This window comes from Amycolatopsis sp. H20-H5 (assembly GCF_035828755.1).
In the GTDB taxonomy this organism is placed as follows: Bacteria; Actinomycetota; Actinomycetes; order Mycobacteriales; family Pseudonocardiaceae; genus Amycolatopsis.
The window spans coordinates 22,194-44,670 of record NZ_JAYMZS010000056.1 but is presented as its reverse complement, the minus strand read 5'-3'; the positions used below and the strand labels follow the sequence as shown (position 1 = coordinate 44,670).

Below are 22,477 nucleotides of genomic sequence, written 5' to 3'. Positions count from 1 at the left end.
GGCCGCGGAGCGGTTGAGCGTGTGACAGCGAAAGGTGGTGCTGGTGAAGTGATCAACTCGATGAAGACGACGGAGCCGGGCACCTTGCTGTCTTGCGCCACCGAAATCCCGCCGGCCAAGCGCCGGGGTATCGGCGTGTTCGTGAGTGGCATGCCCGCGCGGGCCAATCAGGGCCTGGAGCAGTCGCGTTGGACCACGTTCAACGGGGCCATCGCGCACACCACCGCTGTCGTCCTGGGTTACGCCCAGGCCGACGCCGATCTTCCGACTATCAAGCAGTTCCGTGTTCCGTTGTCTCTACGGGAGCGAAGTCCCTGACGTCATAGTCAGGACGACAGGCTCACGAAGGCCGCGGAACCGGTAACCCGGATCCGCGGCCTTCGTGCTTTTTGGGGTACGAGGTTTGGCTGCACAACTGTAGGGGTCAGTTTTGTCCAGTTCCAAAGCCACTACGAAAACCGTTGCGACACAAAGGAGCATGGAAATGTCATCGGCAATCGCCTTCGCGGAGGCGCCACCCATCGTTTTCGCCGACACCGGAGTCGGCGACCTGCTCGACGCGATCAGCTCGCCTGAGCTCGACCTTCCCTGCCGGTCCGGGGACGCCGACCTCTGGTTCGCCGAGTCGCCTGCCGAGCTCGAGCGAGCCAAGGGCTTCTGCGGGGACTGCCCGGTCCGCGCGGCTTGCCTCGCCGGGGCTCTTGCCCGGCGTGAGCCGTGGGGTGTCTGGGGTGGCGAGATCTTCGAGCGCGGCGTCGTCGTCGCGCGCAAGCGCCCCCGTGGCCGGCCCCGGAAGAACCCGGTCCTCGAGCCCGCGGTCGCCGAGCGGGTCGTCGAGCCTCGTTCGGTCGGGCGCAACTCCGAGCGCGAGCAGCCGGTCGTTCGTGAGCGGAGTGCCGCCGCATGATCGCCGAACCGCTGACCACCAGGGATTACGAAGCGCGCACAGTCCACCAGGACATCGCGCCGTCCAAACTGAACGAGATCAAGGTCGAGGAGACCAGCGAGATGTTGCTGTACGAAGAACTGTCGAAGGCCCGAATACGAGACCTCGAAGAGGGTGTCCGCAGGCAGCGGGTACGTAGCGGCCCGCGCGCCGCGCGCCGGTGGCACCGGGTCGCCCGCTGGGCGGCTCGGCGCGCCGAAAGCTACAGCCAGGTCTGATGGCGAGGAGGTGGGGAAGGGACAGGCGTTCCTTCCCCACCTCCCGTTTTCGTACCCGCGGCCGCCCGGCCGGTCGTGTTGAATGTCGTCATGGCGGCACACGCGCACGACGGCATCGACTGGGGCGAACGACTGCGCTGGCTTCAGCTGGCCGAAGCCCTGGACGCGGACGCGCTTTCCCTGGCGGCTCTGCGCCTTGCCGCCGAGCTGCCTGATTCGCCGACGATCGTCGACGTCGGTTGCGGTACCGGTGGCATGAGCGTGCTGCTGGCGCGCGAGCTCGTCGGGCGAGCAGGCGGCCGGATAGTCCTCGTGGACGTGACCGAGCCGTTGCTGGCTGAGGCGCGTCGCGCCGTCGAAGCCGCCGCCGGAGGTGTGGTGACGGTGGAAACTGTGCACGCCGACGTCTCGGACCCTGCCTTGCCGGGCCGGGTGCCCATGGCTGACCTGCTCTGGGCTTCCTCGATGGTGCACCACCTTCCCGACCAGCAGGCCGCGCTCGGCACCCTCGCCGAGATGGTGCGGCCGGGAGGCATGGTCGCCATCGCCGAAGGCGGCTTGGAAACCCAAGGTCTGCCCTGGGACCTCGGCCTCGGCAGGCCGGGGCTGGAACGCCGGTTGCTCACTGCGCAGGCCGAGTGGTTCGCCGGAATGCGCGCCGGGATCACGGACTCCGTCTCCATGCCCTACGGCTGGAATACGGCGATGCGCCAGGCCGGGCTCACCGGGGTCACCTCGTTCGGGGTGCTGATCGACCACCCGGCGCCGGGTGATGACCAGGTGCGGGAGTACGTCGTCCAGCTGGTCCGGCGGGTCGCCGAGACGGCCGGGGAATGGCTGGCCGCGGACGATCAGGAGGTGCTGGCGGCTCTGCTCGACCCGGACGGCGCCCACTATCTCGGTGCTCGGACAGACCTCTTCCTGCTGGGAGCCCGGACGATCCACCACGGGCGGCAGCCATGACCGAACCCGGCCCCGTCCTCTGCTCGCGGTGCGGGCTGGCCCGCCCGTCCGACGAAGCTCCGGCCGTCGCGCTGGCCTGGGCTTCGAGCCGTGAGCGGGGCGAGCTGCGCTGGCTGTGCCCCGGCTGCGCACGTCAGCACGTGCGGGACATCGAGGGAAAGCTCCCCGACGAGTACTGGTGAGCACGGTCATGCCGCCGCGTTGTCGATCCGCCGCAGCGCCCGCACCTTCGGGCGTGCTCGGCGTCCTGCGTCCCCGAAAGCGGCGGCCAGCTCACGGGTGACCTCCAGCGTGGAGTTCTCGAGCTGTTCGGCCGTACACCGCACGAGAACGATCCCGGTCGCGAGCAGGGCGAGATGGCTGAAGCTCGGCTGGCCCTCGTTGGCGCCCGGCGCGCGGAACTGCCAGGCCAGCCCGATCTCGTCCCACCAGGCGTCCGCGATGCCGAGCTGCTTGCCACGGAGGTCGCACACCGAGACGTCCCAGCTCGGCGGGGGGAACGGGGCGAGGTCGAGGATCTTCCTGGCCAATCCCTGGGCGTAGGTGTCGTCGGTTTTCAGTTGGTGAAGCGCCCTTCGCACCTTCGCCGAGCCGCGCTGGTTTCCCTCGTCGAGTTCGGTGCGAAGCTCGGCCGCGGTGCACGCGCCCCAGTACAGCGGCAGGGTCAGCAGGTGCTCGATCCGCTGGGGATCGAGCTCGGACCGGGCCATGTCGAGCACCGCCCGGGCCGGCGGCGCGTAGGGGATGCCGTCGACCACCTTGGCCACCTGCAGGCGCGCCGTCCGGTGCGCCACCATGCCCGGATCCGAGGTGAGCCTGCGGTCCGACGGGACCAGGATCTCCACTTCCCGGGTGGTGAGGCAGTCGACGCCGTGCGCCCGCAAGGTGTCCGTGCCGGTGATCACGGCTTCCGGGCCGAACTTCGCGATCGCCGCGTGCAGCAGCTGCCGCCGCGTCGGCGCCGTGTCGTCGAGCAGGACCACACCGGGGAGGAGCCGGCGCCAAGTTCCACCGGGGCGGCACAGGGTGGCCGTCCGGCGAGCCGAAACTCCCGCCTCCCGCAGCTGTCTGCTGGTGATGACCCCGCTGGTCGCGGCGTCACTGATTGCCGTCAAGTCGGCACGATCGGTAGTGGTCATGAACCGAGGATGACCGGTGCGCCATCCGGGTGGAACCTACTTCGCCAAGGTGTGGACAACTCGCCCGAGCGAGCGGAGTTTTCGTGCGTTTCCGGCCCCGCCTGTGGATAACTTTCGGCGGGTGAGGCTCAGCTCGCGAACCCGGGCTGCCACTGTTCCACGATCGCCCGTGCCGGGATCTCGGCGTCGAGCTGACACAGGATGCCGGTCGACCCGGCCGTCACCCGATGGATCATCAGGTACTCGGGCGGCAGGTTGAGCGACCGGCCCACCCGGAAGTCCGGGCCGCGGGTGTCGCCGACCCGGCCGGCCTGCCGCTGCATCCAGCGCCGGGTGAAGTGGAACGTCTCCCCGGCCAGCGGCTCGGTGAACGGCGCCAGGTAGGCCAGCACGTCCTCCGCCCGCAGATCGGCGTCGCGCCGGACGAAGCCCGACTTCCTGAGCAGCTCCATCAGCTCGCCCGAGCGGCCGTCGAGCGCCAGCCTGGTCATTTCGCCGAAATGTGGCGGGATCCCCTCGGGCAGGCGGGCGACGCCGCCGAAGTCGATCACGCACAGCCTGCCGTCGTCGGTCAGCATGAAGTTGCCCGGATGCGGGTCGGAGTGCAGCAGGTGGGCGCGCACCGGCGACGAATAGTGGAACGTGGTGAGCAGTCGGCCCGCCCTGTCGCGGGTGTCCCGGTCGCCGTCGGCGATGATCTTGGACAGCGGGGTGCCGGTCACCCATTCGGTCACGATGACCTTGGGCGCGCTCGCGACCACGCGGGGGATGAGGAACTCGGGATCGTCCTCGAAGGCCTTCACGAAGGCACGCTGGTTCTGCGCCTCGGCCTGGTAGTCCAGCTCCTCGTTCATGCGCTCGGAGAGCTCGGCGAGCAGTGGCTTGACCTCGGTGCCCGGCACGAAAGCCTGGAACAGCCTGCTGAATCGCTGGAGCTGGCGCAGATCGCTGCGCAGCGCCTCGTCGGCTCCGGGGTACTGGACCTTGACCGCGACCTCGCGGCCGTCGTGCCAGGTCGCGCGGTGCACCTGGCCGATGCTGGCGGCCGCGGCCGGCACGTCGTCGAACTCCTTGAACCGGTCGGCCCACGAGCGGCCCAGCTGTTCGGCGAGGACCCGGTGGGTCTGCCGGATGGCCATCGGCGGCGCCGCGGCCTGCAGTTTCGTCAGTGCCTCGCGATACGGTGCGGCCATCTCGTCGGGGACGGCGGCCTCGAACACGCTCAGCGCCTGGCCGAACTTCATCGCGCCGCCCTTGAGCGTGCCGAGGACCTCGAAGAGCTGTTCGGCCGCTTTCGCCGACAGGGTGGCGCTCACCTCTTCGGCGCTCTGCCCGGTCAGGCGTCGCCCCCAGCCGCCCACAGCACGCCCCGCTATACCCAGTGGGAGACTGGCCAGCTTCGCCGTGCGGGCAGCGCCTTTGCGCGGCATCGCGGTTTCGCGGTCATCGGTCCGGTCGCGGGAGTCGGTCACCTGGTCGATTCTGCCCTGTTGTCCCAGGCGCGCGCAGCCTGCCGGTGGCGTGGATGTGGGATACGTCGCCGGAAGTACTACCGGGCGCCGCATCCGCAGCCGGGATGAGGCAGCCATTCGCGGTGGCGCACGGCGCCGTCGTAGGAGTCGATCTCAAGGGTCGCGTTCCACGCCGGCGGCGGGAGTTCGTCCGGCGAGAGCAGCCGCAGGACCTGCGCGGTCGCGAGCGCGGCGCAGCTCTGCACCGCGCCGAGATCCGGCCGCTGCGCCCGGCCGGCGAGCTGGCTGGCGACCCTGGGCCAGCACGAATCGAGCGAGGTCCGGTGCAGGTCGGCGCAGCGCAGGCAACTGCTGCGGCCCGGCACCACCAGCGGGCCGACGATGCCGGTGCCGTCCCTGACCCGCACGGGCAGGTGCGCGATGCCGTCCGTGACCAGCTCGCTGACCAGCTCCGGAGCCGGGACCACAGCGTCGGTGAGCAGGACGAGTTCAGGCCTGTGGGCGCCGAAGATCCGGGTGGTCACGGTCTCCGGGCCGATCCGGTGCACGGCCTGGATGATCGCCGCCCGGCGCGGCATGCCGAGCTCCGCGTCGGTGTAGCCGGAACCGAGGTCCTGCTCGGTCACCGTGCCCGACGCCTTGATGTCGAGGTGCCCGATCCCGGCGTTCGCCAGCAGCACGGCGACGGCCACGGCGAGCCTTCCGTCGCCGTGTACGGCCACCGAACTGTGCTTCCGGCGTTCCTGGAGGGCCTGCTGGTAGTGCCGGGCACGCAGTGACCAAAGGCCGGTCTCGGCTCCTGGCCGAGCGCTGTGCCTGGGCGGATCCGCTTCGGTGAGCAGCCCGCGAGCGGTCATCTCGGTGAGCAGTTCCCGCAGTTGTTCACCGTGTTCGCTCTCGGCGAGCAGGAGCACCGAGTCGATGCTTCGTTTGCCGTCGAGTCCGCGCAACGCGGTGATGACGCCGGGCGTCAGCCCGGCGGCGACCACGGCGTGCCGGGGATCGAGCCCGATCTGGACCTCACCAGGGCCGCGTTCCAGCACGTCGAGCCCCGGAAGCAGGCGTGGACGGCGTGGCAGCTTAATCGATGTGGGCTCGCTCACAAGATCGTTCATGGAGCCAGCATGACACCGGCCGGTGGGCCGGAAGGGCCGGAGAAGCCGAGTTATCCACAGGTGGTTCCCGATGTGGACAACTCAAGGCTGTGACCTTTCGGCTCTCGGAGTTGTCGGTGACTGGCCTTACGGTTGTCGAGTGGTCGAAGCACGGATGCCCTCTCTGAGGAGCGGGACAAGATGAAGTCCCCATCGGACACCCCTGAGCACAAGGTCGAGGTGCGGCGGAGCCAGCGTCGCCGCCGGACGGTAACGGCGTATTGGGAGGAAGACACGCTGGTCGTGCTCATCCCGGCCAGGATGACGCGAGCGGAGGAGAAGCATTGGGTCGCGGAGATGGAACGCAAGCTGTTGCGTGCCGAGCCGCGCCGGGCGGCGCCGGCCAAGGCCTCGGACGAGGCGCTGCTCATCCGCTGCGCCCAGCTGTCGGGAAAGTATCTCGACGGCACCGCGACGCCGGCCAGCGTGCGCTGGGTGCCGCCCATGCGCACACGGTGGGCGTCCTGCACGCCTGTCGACGCCACCATCAGGGTGAGCGAGCGGCTCCAGCGCGTGCCGGCGTGGGTGCTGGACTACGTGCTGGTGCACGAGCTCGCGCATCTGCGGGAGCCAGGCCACGACGCACCCTTCTGGGCGCTCGTGCGACGCTACCCGAAGACCGAGCGGGCCATCGGGTACCTCGAGGGACTGTCCTCCGCCGCCGGCTGGGGAATAGCGACGGAGGACTGATACCGTCTCAGCTGGGGCTTTCGCCCTTGTCAGCGTCGCCGCCCTCACGCTGGGCCTGGTCGCGTTCCTCGCGCTCGGTGCGCTCCAGCTCGGCGATCGGGTCGAGGTCGGCGATCGTGTCGCCGCCGTCGCCCATCTTCTCGGAGAAGTCGAGCGGCTCGTCGAGGTCGGCGGCGGTCGGCATCAGGTCGGGGTGCGACCACAGCCCGTCGCGCTTCTCGGTGCCGTGCTGGTCACCGACCAGCTTCCACAGCGACGAGGCGGCGCGCATGCGCCGCGGCCGGAGTTCGAGCCCGACCAGGGTGGCGAAGGTCTGCTCCGCCGGGCCGCCGGTGGCGCGGCGGCGGCGCAGGGTCTCCCGCAGCGCGTCGGCACCGGGCAGCCTGTCGCCGATCGCCTCGGCGACGACGACGTCGACCCAGCCTTCGACCAGCGCGAGCAGGGTCTCGAGCCGGTTCAGCGCGCCCTGCTGTTCCGGGGTCGTCTTGGGCTCGAGCAGGCCGGAGGACATGGCTTCTTCGATGCTGGCCGGGTTGGCCGGGTCCACCTGGCCCGCGAGCTGCTCGAGGGCCGAGGTGTCGACGGTGATCCCTTTGGCGAACTCCTCGACGGTCGCGAGCAGCCGCTGCCTGAGCCACGGGACGTGGGCGAACAGGCGCTGGTGCGCTGCTTCCCTGGCGGCGAGGAACACCAGCACCTCGCTGCTGGGCAGTTCGAGGCCCTCGGTGAACTTCTCGATGTTCGCCGGCAGCAGCGCGGAAGTGGCGTCCGGGCCGAGCGGGAGCCCGACCTCGGTGGAGGTGAGCACTTCGGAAGCCAGTTGACCGAGGGCGTTGCCGAGCTGGGAGCCGAAAGCCATCCCGCCCATCTGACCCATCATCGACAGCAGCGGGCCCGCGGCCTGCTTTGCCTCTTCGGGCAGCGCTTCGATCCAGGCGCCGGAGACCCGCTGGGCGACCGGGTCGCAAAGCCGCTGCCACGTGGGCAGGGTCTTCTCGACCCAGGTGCGGGCGGACCAAGCGACCGTCGAGGTGGCCCCGGCGGGCAGGATCGTCGCCGCGTCGAGCCAGAGCTCGGCGAGATGGGCCGCGTCGCGGACAGCGGTGCTCGAATCACCGGAAGCGCCGGAGGACGAGAAGCCGATCTTGCCGTCGTCGCTGCCGCTGAGGTTCTGCAGGGCGATCTGCTTGGCGAGGTCGTAGTTCACCGGCCCGGTCGAGCTTCCCGCCTGGCTGAGCATCTGGCCCAGCTGGCTGAGCATCTGCCCGAGCTGGTTGAAAGCTTCGGCGCCGCCGGCGTCCGACGGGTCGTTCTCGCCTCGTTTGTCGGGATCGGACGGTCCGAAGCCGAACGGGGGTTTACTCATACGACCACCGTACGCGGATACGACCATTCCGAGCGCGTCAACCGGGATGATGTGCGTGGCCTTCACCGGGAAGCGAACATGGTCACCGTACGCTGTCAGGCGTGACCAAGTCCCCCGAGGAGACCGATGTCGCGCCGATCCGGCCGGAGGCCGTGGAGAAGCGCGCCGACTCCGGTACGCGTATGACCCGCCGTGGCTGGACCCTGCTGGTCAGCGGCGTTCTGTTCGTGGTGTTCGCGGTGCTGGGCTTCTTCGTCCAGGTGCCGTACGTCGCGATCAGTCCCGGCCCGACCTACGACACGCTCGGTACCGACGCGTCCGGGGCTTCGGTGATCCAGGTCGACGGACACGAGGTGTACAAGACCACGGGCGAGCTGCGGATGACCACCGTGTCGCTGCACGACGGGATCACTCTGTTCACCGCGCTCGGGCTCTGGGCCAGTGGCGACTACGCGCTCGCGCCGCGCGAGGAGTACTACAAGCCCGGCGAGACCAACGAGCAGGTCAAGCAGGAGAACATCCAGCAGCTGCAGGACTCCCAGACCAACGCTCAGGTGGCCGCGCTCCGGCACCTCAAGTACCCGGTGAAGGTGCTCACGCAGGAGATCGTCGAAGGCAGCCCGGCCTACAACGTGCTTTCGCCCGGCGATCGGTTGCTGACGGTCAATGGCAAGAAGATCGCCGAGGCCGGAGACGTGCGCGCGGCGCTGAACGGCTCCAAGCCCGGCCAGACGGTGCAGATCACGTTCCAGCCGGACGGCCGTCCCGAACGGACGGTGCCGCTCACGCTGGCCCAGCGCGCCGATCGCGCCGAAGGGTTCATCGGGCTCACCGCGGTGGACCGCGCGGTGGCGCCGTTCAACGTGAAGATCTCGCTGCAGGACGTCGGCGGCCCGTCCGCGGGGCTGATGTTCACGCTCGCGATCGTCGACAGGCTGAGCCCAGGCGGGAGTCCGGAGGCGGATCTCGCGGGAGGCCGGCACATCGCGGGCACCGGCGAGATCACCGCAAAGGGTGAAGTCGGCCCGATCGGCGGAATCTCGTTCAAGGTCGTCGGCGCCCGCGCGGCCGGGGCGACGGAGTTCCTGGTGCCCGCGCAGAACTGCGCCGAGGCGAAGACGACCGCGCCCGACGGCCTGAACCTGATCAAGGTGTCCACACTGGACGACGCGATCACCCAGCTCGAGAACCTCAAGGCGGGCAGGCCCACCGCCTCCTGCTGACCGGCCCGGGGGGAGCAGGGGACCTTTGCTCCCGCCACGGCGACAGCAAAGGTCCCCTGCTCCTCTTTTGGGTCGGGGTGGGTCAATCAGGGGTTGAAGGTCGCCTTCAGGGCATCGAGCAGGTTGGGCGCCAGTTCGGGGTTTTCGATGATCTCGTCGACGGCTTCTTCGCTGCCTTCGGACTTGCCGCCCAGGCCGCGCAGCCGCATCACGCAGGCCGTGGTGCCTTCGCGCAGCACGGCCGCCACGAGCCGGGCTTCGGTGCGGCGGGGGTGGTCGGCGGCGGCCTGGCGCAGGCGCTCCGCGTCGGACTCGGCGGGGAGTTCGGCCTCGGCGTCCGGGGGCAGGACGATGATCTCCTGTGCCAGGGCGCAACCCAGCACCAGATCCGGCCACGCGATCGTGGCCAGCGCTTCGCCGAGGTCGCCGGTCGGCAGTGCTTCCTGCGCCACCGGGGTCAGCGGGCTCGACGGATCGAGCTGTCCCGCCAGCTCCGGCTGCTCGTCCAGCAACGCCGCGGTCGGCACCAGCGCGAACAGTTGCGGCGGCTGGTCCCAGCCGCCTGCGGTGACGAATTCCTCGACTTCGCGGGCCAGTCCGGCCACGGCCGTGCCCGCGGGCTGCTGCTCACTCGGTGCCATGGACCTATCGTCGCAGGCCCGCCGGGGAGACGTCGCCCCACGCCCGTTTTGGGCGGTCCCGGGAACTCGGAGGGCTATCCGTAGAGTTAGAGCATCAGGGGCCGCTCCCAGTACCGGCGCGCCTCGCGAACGAGTTCACGAAACCAGGAGTGTGTGCAGTGGCCACTCGGCCCCCTGTGAGCCTGCCGAAGCTGTCTCGGCGAAGCCGGATATTGCTCATCATCGCCGCAGTGATCATCCTGGCACTCCTGCTGGGCGCCAGATTGCTCGACACCTACGTCGACTGGCTGTGGTTCGGCGAGGTCGGCGCCCGGTCGGTGTTCACCACCGTCGTCGTCACCCGGATCATCCTGTTCTTCGCCGTGGGCCTGTTCGTCGGCGGCGCGCTCGCGATCAGCCTGATGGTCGCCTACCGCACGCGGCCGGTGTTCGTGCCGGTCTCCGGCGCGGACGACCCGCTCGCGCGGTACCGGACGGCCATCGTCACCAAGATCCGCCTGGTCGGCATCGGCATCCCGGTGCTCACCGGCCTGATCGCCGGTGCGTCGGCACAGGCCGACTGGCAGGTCGTCCAGCTGTTCATGAACGGCACCCGGTTCGGGCAGACCGATCCCGAGTTCGGCAACGACCTCGGGTTCTACGCCTTCGACCTGCCGTTCTACAACTGGCTGCTCGGCTGGCTGTTCATCACGGTCGTGATCTCGTTCATCGGCGCCCTCATCGCGCACTACATCTTCGGCGGCATCCGGCTGGCGGGCAAGGGCGGCCAGCTCGCCGGGCCCGCCCGCGTGCAGCTCGCCATCACCGTCGGCATCTTCGTGCTGCTGAAGGCGGTCGAGTACTTCTTCGACCGGTACAACCTGCTGCTGTCGGACCGGAACCCGCTGTTCATCGGCGCCACCTACACCGACCTGAACGCGGTGCTCCCGGCGAAGCTGATCCTGCTGTGCATCTCGGTCATCTGCGCCATCGCCTTCTTCGCCGGCGCGTTCCTGCGCAACCTGCAGCTCCCGGCCATCGCGCTCGTGCTGCTGATCCTGTCCAGCGTGCTCGTCGGCGCCGCGTGGCCCGCGGTGCTCGAGCAGTTTTCGGTGCGGCCGAACGCCAACGACAAGGAAGCGACGTCGATCCAGCGCAACATGGACGCGACGCGGCAGGCCTTCGGGTTGAACAAGGTGAAGTACCAGGAGTACTCCGGCAAGGCCACCGCCACCTCCGCCGAGGTGAAGGCGGACACCGGCACCATCCCGAACATCCGGCTGCTGGACCCGAACATCCTCAGCGACACCTTCACCCAGCGCGTCGGCCGGGAAAACTTCTACGGCTTCCCGACCAAGCTGGACATCGACCGCTACAACGTCGGCGGCGTCACCGAGGACTACATCGTCGCCGCCAAGGAAATGAAGACCGACGGTCTCACCGGCAACCAGACCTCGTGGATCAACAAGCACCTCGTCTACACGCACGGAAACGGGTTCGTGGCCGCCCCGGCGAACACGATCGACCGCGCGGTCAAAGACTCGAACGCCGACGGCGGTTATCCGATCGCCACGACCAGCGACACGCAGAACCCGCAAGGGGCGGGCGTGACCACTCCCGGCGGGCCCGGCATCAAGGTCGACGAGCCGCGTATCTACTACGGCGAACTCGCTTCCGAGTCCGCGTACGCGATCGTCGGCGGCAAGTCCACCCAGACACCCGGCGAATACGACACGGCGGCCGACCGCGGCTACATCTACAAGGGCAGCGGCGGTGTTTCGGTCGACAACTGGTTCAACCGCCTGGCGTTCGCCGCCGAGTACGGGGAACGCAACATCCTGTTCTCCGACGCCATCGGTGACGGCTCCAAGATCATGTACAACCGCGAGCCCCGGGACAGGGTCAGCAAGATCGCGCCCTGGCTCACCCTCGACGGTGACCCGTATCCCGCGGTCGTCGACGGCCGGATCCAGTGGATCGTCGACGGCTACACCACGCTCAACAACGTCCCGTACGCGCAGCAGACCTCGCTGGGCGAAGCGACGAACGACTCGCTCAACGGCGTCGCCAAGCAGGCGAACAGCTCGATCAACTACATCCGCAACTCGGTCAAGGCGACCGTGGACGCCTTCAACGGCAACGTCACGCTCTACTCGATCGACGACAACGAGCCGGTGCTCAAGGCCTGGGAGAAGGTCTTCCCTGGAGTGGTGAAGCCGAGCTCCGAGATCTCCGACGACCTGCGCGCGCACTTCCGCTACCCCGAGGACCTGTTCAAGGTGCAGCGGGAACTGCTGTCTAAGTACCACGTGAACAACCCCGGCGAGTTCTACGCCCAGCAGGCCTTCTGGAGCGTTCCGCAGGACCCGACCCAGGAAGGCGGCGCGAATCCCACCGCCGCCGGGGTCGCGAACCAGCCCGGGTACTACGTGCTCGCCGACGCACCCGGTCAGGAACGCCCGACCTTCCAGCTGACCAGCTCACTGACCGGCCTCCAACGGCAGTACCTGGCGTCCTGGATGTCCGTCTCCTCCGATCCGAAGGACTACGGGACGATCAGAGTCCTGACGTTGCCCACCGCGGCCAGCGGAGCCACCCAGGTCGAAGGTCCCGTCCAGGTGCAGAACAGATTCCAGAGCGATCCACAGGTCGCCTCGGACCGGACGCTGTTCAACAACCCGAACGTCACGGTGAACTACGGCAACCTGATCACCCTCCCGGTGGCACAGGGCTTCCTCTACGTCGAACCTGTCTATATCCGCCAGCGCAACCAGAACAGCTATCCCCAGCTGGCCAGGGTCCTCGTTTCGTTCGGACCGAAGGTCGGCTACGCGCCTACCTTGCAGGAAGCCCTTGACCAGGTCTTCGGCGCGGGAACCGGGCAGGGCACCACCACCCCACCGACCACGCCCGGCCAGCCGACGACGACACCCACCACCCCGTCCACCGGCACCATCCCGCCGTCGCCGCCGACCGGCAACGCGGCACTCGACAAGGCCGTCATCGACATCCAGTCGGCACTCGCCAAGCTGAAAGCCGCGCAGTCCTCCGGCAACTTCACCGACCAGGGCGCCGCGCTGGCGGCACTCGACGCGGCGTCGAAGGCGTACGAAGCGGCGAAGCCGGCGGTCACGACAACGCCCGCCGCACCACCCGCCACCCAGCCGGGAGGGTGACCTCGCTTACGTAAGTGACACCTGCTTTGCGTCCGGGCGAAACCTGGGCGTAAGGTAGGTGTCACACCAACGCGGGGTGGAGCAGCTCGGTAGCTCGCTGGGCTCATAACCCAGAGGTCGCAGGTTCAAATCCTGTCCCCGCTACAGAAGTAAGAGGCCCGTATTCGCGGAAAGCGCGAATACGGGCCTCTTACGTATTGTCCTGGAGGTTCTTACCGGCTGGATGCGGTCGCTGGGGGCCGAAGTGGGTCTTCGGGCTTCTGGGAGGTCTGGGGTTTCGGGGGACTCGGTCCAGGTCGTGTAGCCGTCGGGGCGAGTGAGGATCGCTGTCGTGTCGGGCCGGTGGGCCACCGGCGGAAGCTGGGCCAGTTCGGCGAAAAGTGTTCGGAGGGCTTGGCGCTTCTTCGGTGCCGGGGGTCAATGCCGTTTGGGCCGCCACGTGGCTCAGCACGTGCGCCGCCACCGGGTGACGTTCGGACTCGTAGCTGTCCAGTAGACGGGCCGGGCCCAGCCGTTGATGTCTGCGGCCAGTTTCCAGCCCAGGTTGAGCCCCTGGCCACCCGCGGGCAGGTGGATGTGGGCGGCGTCGCCCGCCAGGAGGACGCGGCCAACGCGGTGGCTTGGCGTGAGGCGTCCGAGAAGCGCGACGCCCAGCGGATGTCCGACACGGCCAGATCGTCGCCGTACTTGGCTCTGAGCGCCGTCATGACCTCTTCGGGGGTCACCCGGCGCGCGCAAGTCCGCGGGACGTCGAGCCCACCAGGTACGCGGCGCGCACCCGGACGTCACCGGAGGGGTCCCGCACCAGCGCGATGACGGCCTCCGCGTCCTGGGTGAACTCCGCGAGCTCGTGCCCGCGGCGCACCCCCGTGCCCAGCTCGGCGAGGCGTCAGCTCTTCCATGACCTCTCCTTAATGACATTAAATTGAGCTACGGCCAGGATGTCCTTAAGGTTGTTAAATTGTCAAGGAAGTGCCACGGGCGGGGGGAATCCGAGGCCTGCCGTGACGGGGCGGAGGGTCCGGTCCGGACTGGCCGGGAGTCGGTTCGCCAAGGGGCACCATGGCGTCCGAGCATGGTCCGACGCGAAATTTCGGCATAGAGGCAGGTCAGGGTCGCGGCCAAGCCTTAAGAGGGGGCGCCGTCAAGGCTCCTGTGGCCCCATGTAATCTATTGATACACAGCAACGCGGGGTGGAGCAGCTCGGTAGCTCGCTGGGCTCATAACCCAGAGGTCGCAGGTTCAAATCCTGTCCCCGCTACCAGTGCAAGAGGCCGATATTCGCAGAAAATGCGAGTATCGGCCTCTTTTTTCGTGGCTCGGTGAGCTCTGGTCGCTCGAGCGGCCCGCTCGACTTTGTCATCCCGGTACGAGCCCGTTGCCCCGCGAACGCGCGCGCGAGTGCAGGTGCAAGTGCAGATGAGGTGGGCCGTTCAGGGGGTCGTGGTTGCGTAGCGTGGCCGGGTCCTTTGTGGACTGGCTGTGGATTGGGCCGAACGAGCGGAACTCACTAGCCACAATGGACAGATCTGATGACCACTGTGGACACAGGGCGGGATAAGTGGCACCGTAGAGGCGTGTCTGAATTGAATGCAACAGCCGCCGCTCTGCTTGGTCTGCTCCACGACGGTCCCGCCACGGGCGGGCAACTGGTCGCGGGAGCGGGTGAACGTTTCGGTGCCTTCTTCAGCGTGACCCGCAGCCAGGTCTACCGCGAGCTGCCCGCGCTGTCCAAGGAAGGCCTCGTCCGTCTCGGCAAGCAAGGGCCGCGCTCCAGCCAGCAGTACGTGCTGACCGCCGCCGGGAAGAAGGCCTTCAAGACCTGGCTGACCTCCGAGGCCGGTCCCGACCACCTGCGCAGCCCGCTCATCCTGCGGCTCGTGCACGCCGCCGCGCTCACCGCCAAGCAGCGGTCCGCGCTGGTCGACAGCGCGCGTGCCACCTACACGCTGCAGCTCGACGACGCGAAACTCGCGGCGAAGGGCGCCGACGGCCCCTACGCGAAGGCCGTCGCCGAATTCGCCCAGGCCCAGGCCAAGGCGGCGCTCAAACTGCTCGACTCGGTCCCGCTGGCCTGAAGCTTTTTTGGCCCCTGAAGGGCGCCCACGACCGGTTCCCCGCAACCGGTCGTGGGTTTTGCCGTAACCTTGACCGACGTGAGTGTTGAGTTGGATGCGGATCTCAAGGAACTGGCCGGCAAGCTGACCCAGGTCGAGTCGGTGATGGACCTGGAATCCCTGCGGGCCCAGGTCGCCGAGCTGGAGGCGCAGGCGTCCAGCCCGAACCTCTGGGACGACCCCGAGGCGGGGCAGCAGGTCACCAGCCAGCTGTCGTACCGGCAGAGCGAGCTGCGCAAGGTGTCCGAACTGCGCCAGCGGCTCGACGACATCGGCGTGCTCTACGAGCTGGCCGAGGACGAGCACGACGCCGGCAGCCTGGGCGAGGTCGCCGCCGAGCTCGCGTCCCTCGCCAAGGACATCGACGTGCTCGAGGTCCGCACGCTGCTTTCGGGGGAGTACGACGACCGCAACGCAGTCGTCACCATCCGCTCGGAGGCCGGTGGCGTCGACGCGGCCGACTGGGCCGAGATGCTCATGCGGATGTACCTGCGCTGGGCCGAGCGCCACGGGTACCCCACGGACGTCTACGACATCTCCTACGCCGAGGAAGCGGGCATCAAGTCCGCCACCTTCAAGGTGACCGCCCCGTACGTCTACGGCACGCTGTCGGTCGAGCAGGGCACCCACCGGCTGGTGCGCATCTCGCCGTTCGACAACCAGAGCCGCCGCCAGACCTCCTTCGCGCACGTCGAGGTGCTGCCGGAGGTCGAAGAGGTCGACCACGTCGAGATCCCGGAGAAGGACATCCGCGTCGACGTGTACCGATCGTCAGGGCCCGGTGGACAGAGCGTCAACACGACCGACTCCGCGGTGCGGCTCACGCACATCCCGACCGGCGTCGTCGTGTCTTGCCAGAACGAGAAGTCGCAGCTGCAGAACAAGGCGGCGGCGATGAAGGTGCTCCAGGCGAAGCTGCTGCTGCGGAAGAAGGCCGAGGAGCGGGCCGAGATGGACGCGCTGAAGGACGGCGGCTCCAGCTGGGGAAACCAGATGCGCTCGTACGTGCTGCACCCGTACCAGATGGTCAAGGACCTGCGGACCGAGCACGAGGTCGGCAACCCCTCCCAGGTGCTCGACGGCGAGATCGACGGCTTCCTTGAGGCGGGCATCCGCTGGCGCAAGCAGTCCGCGAACGCCTGATCCGCACGCCGGGGGAGCAAGGGACCTTTGCTGCCGCCTGCCCGGGAGCGGCGGGAGTAAAGGTCCCCCGATATCCCCGCCGAGCCGGTTGAGGGGCCACGCAACCTCGGCTTAACCCCACCCATGAGTAGGATGCCGAATCGTGATCCGGCTCGAAGATGTATCCAAGAACTACAAGACCTCGACCCGCGCTGCTCTCGATCACGTGACGGTCGAGATCGACAAGGGTGAGTTCGTCTTCCTCATCGGTCCCTCGGGGTCGGGGAAGTCGACCTTCCTGCGGCTGCTCCTGCGTGAGGAGGTGCCAACCAAGGGCCGGGTCATGGTGTCCAACTTCGACGTCGCCAAGCTCGCGCGCCGCAGGGTCCCCCGCCTGCGGCAGACGATCGGCTGCGTCTTCCAGGACTTCCGGCTGCTCGCGAACAAGACCGTCGCGGAGAACGTCGCGTTCGCCCTCGAGGTCATCGGCAAGCCCAAGCTGACCATCCGCAAGGTGGTGCCGGAGGTCCTCGAGCTCGTCGGGCTGGACGGCAAGGCCGACCGGCTGCCCAACGAGCTGTCCGGTGGTGAACAGCAGCGGGTCGCGATCGCCCGCGCGTTCGTGAACCGGCCGCTCGTGCTGCTCGCCGACGAGCCGACCGGGAACCTGGACCCCGACACCAGCCAGGACATCATGCTGTTGCTGGAACGGATCAACCGCACGGGCACCACCGTGCTCATGGCCACCCACGACCACTCGATCGTGGACTCGATGCGCCGCCGGGTGGTCGAGCTCGACCTCGGCCGGGTGAAACGCGACGACGCACGAGGGGTTTACGGCGTCGGTCGCTGACCGGATCCCGACCGCGCCCCACCCCTCTCCGACAGCCCCCGACCCACAAGGGACACTCCCCCGATGCGCGCCAGTTTCGTCTTCAGCGAGGTCCTCACCGGCCTTCGCCGGAACATCACGATGACCATCGCGATGATCCTCACCACCGCGGTCTCCCTCGCCATGCTCGGCGGCGGGCTCCTGGTGGTGCGGACGATCGACAAGATGAAGGTCAACTTCCTCGCCGACATCGAGGTGACCGTCCAGCTGGTCGACGACATCAGCGCGGGCGACAAGAACTGCGCGCAGCAGCTGTGCCAGTCCATCCGTTCGAAGCTGCAGGAGAACCAGGGCGTCGAGTCGGTGGTGTTCGAGAACCGCGACCAGGCCTACGAGCGGTTCAAGAAGATCTTCCAGAGTCAGCCCGAGCTGGTGGCCCTCGCCCGGCCGGAGGCGCTGCCCGCGTCGTTCCACGTCAAGCTGAAGGACCCGCAGCGCACCGACTCCATCGTCAAGGAGTACGCGACCCAGCCGGGTGTCGCCAAGGTGACCGACCAGAGTGCCTACCTCGACAGGTTCTTCGGCGCGCTCAACGTCGTCCGTAACTTCGCCTTCTTCGCCGCGCTGCTGATGGCTGTCGCCGCCCTGCTGCTGATCGCCAACACGATCCAGCTCTCGGCGTACACGCGGCGCACCGAAGTCGGCATCATGCGCCTGGTGGGCGCGACGCGCTGGTACACGCAGCTGCCCTTCCTGCTGGAGGCGGTGGTCGCCGGCGTGGTCGGTGCGATCCTCGCCGTCGGCATGCTGATCGGGGCCAAGTTCCTCTTCATCGATTCGCTGCTCCAGCTCGCCGGCGCGGTGTTCCCCCCGGTCTCACTGCTCGAACTGCTGTTCCCGGTCGCGCCGATCCTGATCGCCGTGTCGACGCTCATCTCGGCCATCACCGGTTACGTCACGCTGCGTCTGTACGTCCGCAACTAGCGGCGGACGATAACCACCTGCTCACCCAGAGGAAGACACGTAGAGTCGCCGTTATGCCCAAGGAACGTGGCCACAAGGTGATCGTGTCGAACCGCAAGGCTCGCCACGATTACTCCATCCTCGACGTCTACGAAGCCGGTCTGGTCCTCGTGGGCACCGAGGTGAAGAGCCTGCGCGAGGGAAGGGCCTCCCTCGCCGACGCGTTCGCCACCGTCGACGACGGTGAGGTCTGGCTGCGCAACGTGCACATCCCGGAGTACGTGCAGGGCACGTGGACGAACCACACGCCCCGGCGCAACCGCAAGCTGCTGCTGCACCGCCAGGAGATCGAGAAGCTGATCGGCAAGACCAAGGAGAGCGGCCTCAGCCTGGTCCCGCTGTCGATGTACTTCAAGGACGGCAAGGTCAAGGTCGAGATCGCGCTGGCCAAGGGCAAGAAGTCCTACGACAAGCGCCAGGATCTGGCCAAGAAGGACGCCGACCGCGACATCAGCAAGGCGCTGGGACGGGCACTGAAGGGCCGGTTCACGGAGTGATCCCCGGCCCGGAGTCCGACGCCGAGGTCGCCGCCTGGGCGGCCTCGCTGGGCGTCGACGGGCTGGTCGACATCCACGTGCACTTCCTGCCGGACCCGGTGATGGACAAGGTCTGGGCGTATTTCGACCACGCCGAGGAGCACTACGGCACTCCGTGGCCGGTGCACTACCGCACTTCGGAGCAGGAGCGGCTGGAGACGTTGCGGGCGCTGGGTGTCCGGCGTTTCGCGCCGCTGGTCTACCCGCACAAGCCGGGGATGGCGCAGTGGCTGACGTCCTGGGCGCTGGAGTTCGCCGAGCGCGTCCCCGAGGCGGTGCCGACAGCGACGTTCTACCCAGAGCCGTCGGCGGCGTCCTCTGTGGACGAAGCGCTGCGGGCGGGCGCGCGGTGTTTCAAGGCACACGTGCAGGTCGGCGCGTACGACCCGCGTGACGAACTCCTCGCCACGGCCTGGGGCGCGCTGGCCGACGCCGGGGTGCCGGTGGTGATCCGCTGTGGACACGGACCGCTGCGCGGAGACTTCACCGGGTTACGGGTTTTCGAGGAGGTGCTGGCGAAGCATCCGCGGCTGACTGCGGTGCTCGCCCACGCCGGGATGCCCGAGTTCGAGCTCGCGTTCGAGCTGCTGCGCCGTTATCCCCGGGTGCACCTCGACACCACGATGGTCGGGGTCCCGTTCGCCGAGCGGATGTCCCCGCTGCCCGCGTCCTGGGCGGACGGCCTCGCCGAGTTCGCGGACCGGGTCGTGCTCGGCACCGACTTCCCGAACATCCCGTACAGCTACGCCACCCAGCTGCGGGCGATCGCCGGCTGGGCGGCCGACGAGCGGCTGGGGGACCCGTTCCTGCGGGCCGTGGTGCACGACACGCCCGCGAAGCTGCTCGGCTTCTAGGGGCGGGGGCCGGACGAGCTCCGGCGGCCGCGTGCAGGCTCCCTGGCGTCGTAGTCGGCTCTGGCCAGCTCGACCTTGCCGAGGTTGACCGACCATTCGGAGAGGCTGGCGAACAGCGGCGCCAGGCTGCGCCCCAGGTCGCTGATCTCGTACTCCACCCGCGGCGGGACCTCGGGGTGGTAGGTGCGCACGACCAGGCCGTCGCGCTCCAGCTGCCGCAGCCGCTGGGTCAGCACCTTGGGCGTGATCGTGGTGATGCGGCGTTCCAGCTCCACGAACCGGTGCCGCCCGTACTCGTGGAGCGCCCACAGGATCGGCGTGGTCCAGCGGCTGAAGACGATGTCGACCACCGGGGCGACCGGGCAGGCCTGCTCCGGATCGGCGTCGGCACGGGGTGCTCGCGTTGTGCTGTCGGTCACAGCAGGCCCTTCTCGCCATTACTTTCCTCTAGGTACCTACTATCCCGGAGAAGGTAGCTTCCGTCGAGTCAGCAATCGAACTCGACGACTGGGAGTGAACATGATCGTGGTGACCGGGGCGACGGGCAACGTGGGACGGCCGCTCGTGCGGGCACTCGTGGCGGCCGGTGAGCAGGTGACTGCGGTTTCGCGAGGGATCTCCGCGCCGGACGTCCCGGCCGGGGTGCGGTACCGGCAGGGCGATCTGGCCGAGCCGGAGGGCCTCAAGCCCGTTCTCGACGGCGCGGACGCGCTGTTCCTGCTGACCTCCGGCGAGTGGGTGTCGACCGGTGGCGACCTCGGCGGTGTTCTCGAGGCCGCACGGGCCGGCGGTGTCCGGCGCGTCGTCCTGCTGTCCTCGCAGGGCGTCGGGACGTCGCGTCATCTGCCGCGGCTGGAGGACGCCGTCAAGCAGGCGAGTCCTGAATGGACGGTGCTGCGGCCGGGAGGCTTCGACAGCAACGCTTTCGCCTGGGCCGAGCCGGTCCGCACGCGGCGGGAGGTCGCCGCGCCCTTCGGCGACGTCGCGCTGCCGACCGTCGATCCGGACGACATCGCCGAGGTCGCCGCCGCCGTTCTGCGCGGCGCCGGGCACGGTGGCCAGACCTACGAGCTGACCGGGCCGTCGCCGATCTCACCCCGCCGGCAGGCCGCGTCGATCGGGGAGGCGCTGGGGGAGCCGGTGGTGTTCGTCGAGCAGAGCCGCGCGCAGGCCCGGGAGCAGATGCTGCGGTTCATGCCCGAGAGCGTCGCGGACGCGACCCTCGACATCCTGGGCGCGCCGACGGAAGCCGAGCAGCGGGTGAGCCCCGACGTCGAACGGATTCTCGGCCGCCCGGCCCGCACGTTCGCCGACTGGGCGGCGCGCAACGTCGTCGCCTTCAAGTAATCCGTCGTCCGACTCGGAAGGAGCGCCATGCCTGTCGTACCCGTTCTCGATTCCGCGATGTCCCACCGGGAGACCGGCGCCGGGGTGCCGATGGTCTTCCTGCACGGCAATCCCACGTCTTCGTATCTGTGGCGGCACATCCTGCCCGCCGTCGGCGATCCCGGGCGGCGGCTCGCGCCGGACCTGATCGGCATGGGGGATGCGGGCAAGCCCGCAGCAGCAACGTCAGCCAGCCGCGCTACTGGAGCTGGAGCGAGACGCCACCCGGGTCGTCAACGTGTCCCCGTTGCTGATTCCTGGCCTGCTCCAGACCTCTGGCTACGCGCGGTCGATCATCGGTGCAGGCGGTGTACCCGCCAGTGAGATCGAGACTCGCGTTGCTGTCCGCGTCGGCAGACGTGACGTGATCATGCGCCGTGAGCGGCCAGCGGAGCTACTGGCGATCATTGACGAGACCGCGCTGCGACGCGGCATCGGCAGCTCGGCAGTCATGGCCGACCAGTTGCGCGCGGTGGACGAAGCGAGCCGGCGGGGGAACGTCGAGGTCCGAGCGGTTCCGGTGTCGGCTGGCTGGCATCCCGCACTTGAAGGGCCTTTTTGTGCTTCTGGAGTTCGTCGACCGCACCCCTGTGGTGCAGATCGAGAACCGACGATCAGCCCTGTTTTTCCATGAGCCCGTCGACGTGGAGGCCTACCAGCAGGCCGTAGATAGAGTTCGTGATGTTGCGATGAGCCCCGCCGACACGCAAGGGCTCATCGCGAATGTCATCAAAATTCTGGAGACGACAACATGAACCTACCGCGAGACCCCGGCCGCTGGCGCAAGTCCAGCCGGTAACAGAACACCTCTGATTGCGTCGAAGTTGCGTTGACAATCGATACCGTCGGAGTCCGGGACACCAAGGACCGGACGGCCGGACACCTGGCAGTCAAGTCGGATGTCTGGTTGGCCTTCCTCGCGAAGGTGTCCGCCAACTAGGTATTGCACACAGAACAGGGCCCCGGCGACCCGTGAACGCCGGGGCCCTGTTCTGTGTTTGGGGCTCAGGGTCGCGCCGCGGCCAACGCGACGGCGAGGACCACGACGTTCCAAGAGGGCGTCCGGCCGCCTTCAGCCGGTCTCACGGCTGTCTGCTCGAGCGCGGCTCTCCGCACGGGATTTTCGTCGGCAGCGACGCGGAGCGCCGCTGGCACGATGACGAGGCTTACATGTCTGCCTTCCGTCGTCGGGCTGTCCTGGGAACCTCGTGTTGATCATGGTCTGTGTTACTGCCTGTCCCTGCCGCCGCGCGCGGCCGGTGTGGTGACCTGCATCTGGCTGGTGTGCATGGCTGAAAGCCTGGTTGTTCCGGCGCGTGGAAACAGCGGTGCCCACCGCCGTATCGGGGTTCCGGTTTTCCCCGTTCGCGGGTGGGGCCTGCCCTACCCTTCGCGGGACTCGCCGTCGGTTTCGGTCATCGCGCAGAGCCGGTACTCCCAGCCGCCGCCATGCCTGCCGAGCTCGTAGTGCGTCTCGATCTTGGGCCCGTCGTGCAGGTGGACGTGCCGCAGGACGGTGCCGGGCACGGGTTCGGCGTCGCCGAGTTCCTGGACGCGGCCGTCGAGGGGCCCGCCGAAGAAGCGGGCGCTCTGCGCGGAACGGCCTGGCATCGGGGACTCCTCACTCCGGCGGGTGCGAC

The 22,477-nt window shown here is 68.5% G+C and carries 27 protein-coding genes, 2 tRNA genes and 1 pseudogene; 21 read left to right on the top strand and 9 right to left on the bottom strand.

The features are described from left to right. Positions 1–48: 48 nt before the first annotated feature. From QMK34_RS27315 to QMK34_RS27295, 5 genes are all read left to right on the top strand, one after another. A complete protein-coding gene (locus QMK34_RS27315) occupies positions 49–318 on the top strand; it encodes a hypothetical protein (RefSeq protein ID WP_326417312.1) in 270 nt (89 codons plus the stop codon). Positions 319–484: 166 nt separating this feature from the next. After that, the gene (locus tag QMK34_RS27310) at positions 485–907 is read left to right on the top strand and encodes a WhiB family transcriptional regulator (protein ID WP_326417311.1); all 423 of its coding nucleotides are present in this window, start codon (positions 485–487) and stop codon (positions 905–907) included. Continuing rightward, complete coding sequence (locus tag QMK34_RS27305; RefSeq protein ID WP_326417310.1) at positions 904–1,164, top strand: hypothetical protein; 261 nt, start codon at positions 904–906, stop codon at positions 1,162–1,164. The genes QMK34_RS27310 and QMK34_RS27305 overlap by 4 nt, the downstream gene beginning before the upstream one ends. A gap of 90 nt (positions 1,165–1,254) precedes the next feature. Next, positions 1,255–2,127, top strand: a complete 873-nt coding sequence (locus tag QMK34_RS27300; RefSeq protein WP_326417309.1) for a class I SAM-dependent methyltransferase — start codon at positions 1,255–1,257, stop codon at positions 2,125–2,127. After that, a complete protein-coding gene (locus QMK34_RS27295; RefSeq protein ID WP_326417308.1) occupies positions 2,124–2,309 on the top strand; it encodes a hypothetical protein in 186 nt (61 codons plus the stop codon). The genes QMK34_RS27300 and QMK34_RS27295 overlap by 4 nt, the downstream gene beginning before the upstream one ends. Positions 2,310–2,315: 6 nt before the next feature. Here the strand turns inward: QMK34_RS27295 and QMK34_RS27290 are convergent, their stop codons facing one another. The 3 genes from QMK34_RS27290 to QMK34_RS27280 all read right to left on the bottom strand — a co-directional run bounded on the left by QMK34_RS27290 (position 2,316) and on the right by QMK34_RS27280 (position 5,853). Continuing rightward, positions 2,316–3,266 (bottom strand): hypothetical protein, encoded by a 951-nt coding sequence (locus QMK34_RS27290; RefSeq protein ID WP_326417306.1) that lies wholly within the window; start codon positions 3,264–3,266, stop codon positions 2,316–2,318. A 128-nt stretch (positions 3,267–3,394) separates the two neighbouring features. Next, a complete protein-coding gene (locus tag QMK34_RS27285; protein WP_326417304.1) occupies positions 3,395–4,738 on the bottom strand; it encodes an ABC1 kinase family protein in 1,344 nt (447 codons plus the stop codon). A gap of 77 nt (positions 4,739–4,815) precedes the next feature. Beyond that, positions 4,816–5,853, bottom strand: coding sequence for a ThiF family adenylyltransferase (locus tag QMK34_RS27280; RefSeq protein ID WP_326417302.1), 1,038 nt, complete (start codon positions 5,851–5,853; stop codon positions 4,816–4,818). 180 nt (positions 5,854–6,033) lie between these two features. Between QMK34_RS27280 and QMK34_RS27275 the strand changes: the two genes are divergently transcribed. Further along, positions 6,034–6,582 (top strand): M48 metallopeptidase family protein, encoded by a 549-nt coding sequence (locus tag QMK34_RS27275; protein ID WP_326417301.1) that lies wholly within the window; start codon positions 6,034–6,036, stop codon positions 6,580–6,582. Between the two features lie 7 nt (positions 6,583–6,589). Here QMK34_RS27275 and QMK34_RS27270 read toward each other — a convergent pair whose 3' ends face one another. Then, on the bottom strand, positions 6,590–7,948 hold the full coding sequence (locus QMK34_RS27270; protein ID WP_326417300.1) for a zinc-dependent metalloprotease: 1,359 nt from the start codon (positions 7,946–7,948) through the stop codon (positions 6,590–6,592). Positions 7,949–8,049: 101 nt separating this feature from the next. Here QMK34_RS27270 and QMK34_RS27265 point away from each other — a divergent pair, with 101 nt between their 5' ends. Continuing rightward, on the top strand, positions 8,050–9,171 hold the full coding sequence (locus QMK34_RS27265) for a YlbL family protein (RefSeq protein WP_326417298.1): 1,122 nt from the start codon (positions 8,050–8,052) through the stop codon (positions 9,169–9,171). An 86-nt stretch (positions 9,172–9,257) separates the two neighbouring features. On the opposite strand, the gene QMK34_RS27260 is transcribed toward QMK34_RS27265, so the two are convergent. Next, entirely contained in the window at positions 9,258–9,812 is a 555-nt protein-coding gene (locus QMK34_RS27260) for a PPA1309 family protein (RefSeq protein ID WP_326417297.1), read from the bottom strand. Between the two features lie 158 nt (positions 9,813–9,970). Here QMK34_RS27260 and QMK34_RS27255 point away from each other — a divergent pair, with 158 nt between their 5' ends. Then, complete coding sequence (locus tag QMK34_RS27255) at positions 9,971–12,967, top strand: UPF0182 family protein (RefSeq protein WP_326417295.1); 2,997 nt, start codon at positions 9,971–9,973, stop codon at positions 12,965–12,967. A 70-nt stretch (positions 12,968–13,037) separates the two neighbouring features. Continuing rightward, positions 13,038–13,111 (top strand) — tRNA-Met (locus QMK34_RS27250). Between the two features lie 300 nt (positions 13,112–13,411). Here QMK34_RS27250 and QMK34_RS47925 read toward each other — a convergent pair. Both QMK34_RS47925 and QMK34_RS27240 read right to left on the bottom strand, forming a co-directional pair. Further along, entirely contained in the window at positions 13,412–13,756 is a 345-nt protein-coding gene (locus QMK34_RS47925; protein ID WP_442785228.1) for an FAD-dependent monooxygenase, read from the bottom strand. Beyond that, entirely contained in the window at positions 13,689–13,832 is a 144-nt protein-coding gene (locus QMK34_RS27240) for a hypothetical protein (protein ID WP_326417294.1), read from the bottom strand. The genes QMK34_RS47925 and QMK34_RS27240 overlap by 68 nt, the downstream gene beginning before the upstream one ends. A 322-nt stretch (positions 13,833–14,154) precedes the next feature. Here QMK34_RS27240 and QMK34_RS27235 point away from each other — a divergent pair. The 7 genes from QMK34_RS27235 to QMK34_RS27205 all read left to right on the top strand — a co-directional run bounded on the left by QMK34_RS27235 (position 14,155) and on the right by QMK34_RS27205 (position 19,451). Continuing rightward, positions 14,155–14,231, top strand: a tRNA-Met gene (locus QMK34_RS27235). Between the two features lie 313 nt (positions 14,232–14,544). Next, entirely contained in the window at positions 14,545–15,045 is a 501-nt protein-coding gene (locus QMK34_RS27230; protein ID WP_326417293.1) for a PadR family transcriptional regulator, read from the top strand. A gap of 78 nt (positions 15,046–15,123) precedes the next feature. Then, positions 15,124–16,227: a peptide chain release factor 2 gene (gene prfB, locus QMK34_RS27225; RefSeq protein WP_326417292.1), complete on the top strand. Its 1,104-nt coding sequence runs from the start codon at positions 15,124–15,126 to the stop codon at positions 16,225–16,227. Positions 16,228–16,369: 142 nt separating this feature from the next. After that, positions 16,370–17,059, top strand: a complete 690-nt coding sequence (ftsE, locus tag QMK34_RS27220; RefSeq protein WP_326417291.1) for a cell division ATP-binding protein FtsE — start codon at positions 16,370–16,372, stop codon at positions 17,057–17,059. Positions 17,060–17,122: 63 nt separating this feature from the next. Further along, entirely contained in the window at positions 17,123–18,022 is a 900-nt protein-coding gene (ftsX, locus tag QMK34_RS27215) for a permease-like cell division protein FtsX (RefSeq protein ID WP_326417290.1), read from the top strand. Between the two features lie 53 nt (positions 18,023–18,075). Further along, complete coding sequence (gene smpB / locus QMK34_RS27210) at positions 18,076–18,558, top strand: SsrA-binding protein SmpB (protein ID WP_326417289.1); 483 nt, start codon at positions 18,076–18,078, stop codon at positions 18,556–18,558. Beyond that, positions 18,555–19,451 (top strand): amidohydrolase family protein, encoded by an 897-nt coding sequence (locus tag QMK34_RS27205; RefSeq protein WP_326417288.1) that lies wholly within the window; start codon positions 18,555–18,557, stop codon positions 19,449–19,451. The genes smpB and QMK34_RS27205 overlap by 4 nt, the downstream gene beginning before the upstream one ends. On the opposite strand, the gene QMK34_RS27200 is transcribed toward QMK34_RS27205, so the two are convergent. Further along, positions 19,448–19,870: a winged helix-turn-helix transcriptional regulator gene (locus tag QMK34_RS27200; protein ID WP_326417287.1), complete on the bottom strand. Its 423-nt coding sequence runs from the start codon at positions 19,868–19,870 to the stop codon at positions 19,448–19,450. The two genes, QMK34_RS27205 and QMK34_RS27200, sit on opposite strands and share 4 nt — an antisense overlap. A 100-nt stretch (positions 19,871–19,970) precedes the next feature. Between QMK34_RS27200 and QMK34_RS27195 the strand changes: the two genes are divergently transcribed. The 5 genes and pseudogenes from QMK34_RS27195 to QMK34_RS27180 form a co-directional block, all read left to right on the top strand. After that, positions 19,971–20,798 (top strand): NAD(P)H-binding protein, encoded by an 828-nt coding sequence (locus QMK34_RS27195; protein WP_326417286.1) that lies wholly within the window; start codon positions 19,971–19,973, stop codon positions 20,796–20,798. Between the two features lie 27 nt (positions 20,799–20,825). Then, positions 20,826–21,161, top strand: a complete 336-nt coding sequence (locus tag QMK34_RS27190; RefSeq protein WP_326417285.1) for a hypothetical protein — start codon at positions 20,826–20,828, stop codon at positions 21,159–21,161. Beyond that, the gene (locus tag QMK34_RS47920) at positions 21,076–21,471 is read left to right on the top strand and encodes a DUF5753 domain-containing protein (protein ID WP_442785229.1); all 396 of its coding nucleotides are present in this window, start codon (positions 21,076–21,078) and stop codon (positions 21,469–21,471) included. The genes QMK34_RS27190 and QMK34_RS47920 overlap by 86 nt, the downstream gene beginning before the upstream one ends. Then, the gene (locus QMK34_RS27185) at positions 21,398–21,592 is read left to right on the top strand and encodes a Scr1 family TA system antitoxin-like transcriptional regulator (protein ID WP_326417284.1); all 195 of its coding nucleotides are present in this window, start codon (positions 21,398–21,400) and stop codon (positions 21,590–21,592) included. The genes QMK34_RS47920 and QMK34_RS27185 overlap by 74 nt, the downstream gene beginning before the upstream one ends. Positions 21,593–21,651: 59 nt before the next feature. Next, positions 21,652–21,777: pseudogene (locus tag QMK34_RS27180) on the top strand (DUF397 domain-containing protein); the annotation flags it as partial. A 443-nt stretch (positions 21,778–22,220) separates the two neighbouring features. Here QMK34_RS27180 and QMK34_RS27175 read toward each other — a convergent pair. Beyond that, entirely contained in the window at positions 22,221–22,448 is a 228-nt protein-coding gene (locus QMK34_RS27175; RefSeq protein WP_326417282.1) for a hypothetical protein, read from the bottom strand. Positions 22,449–22,477 lie beyond the last annotated feature (29 nt).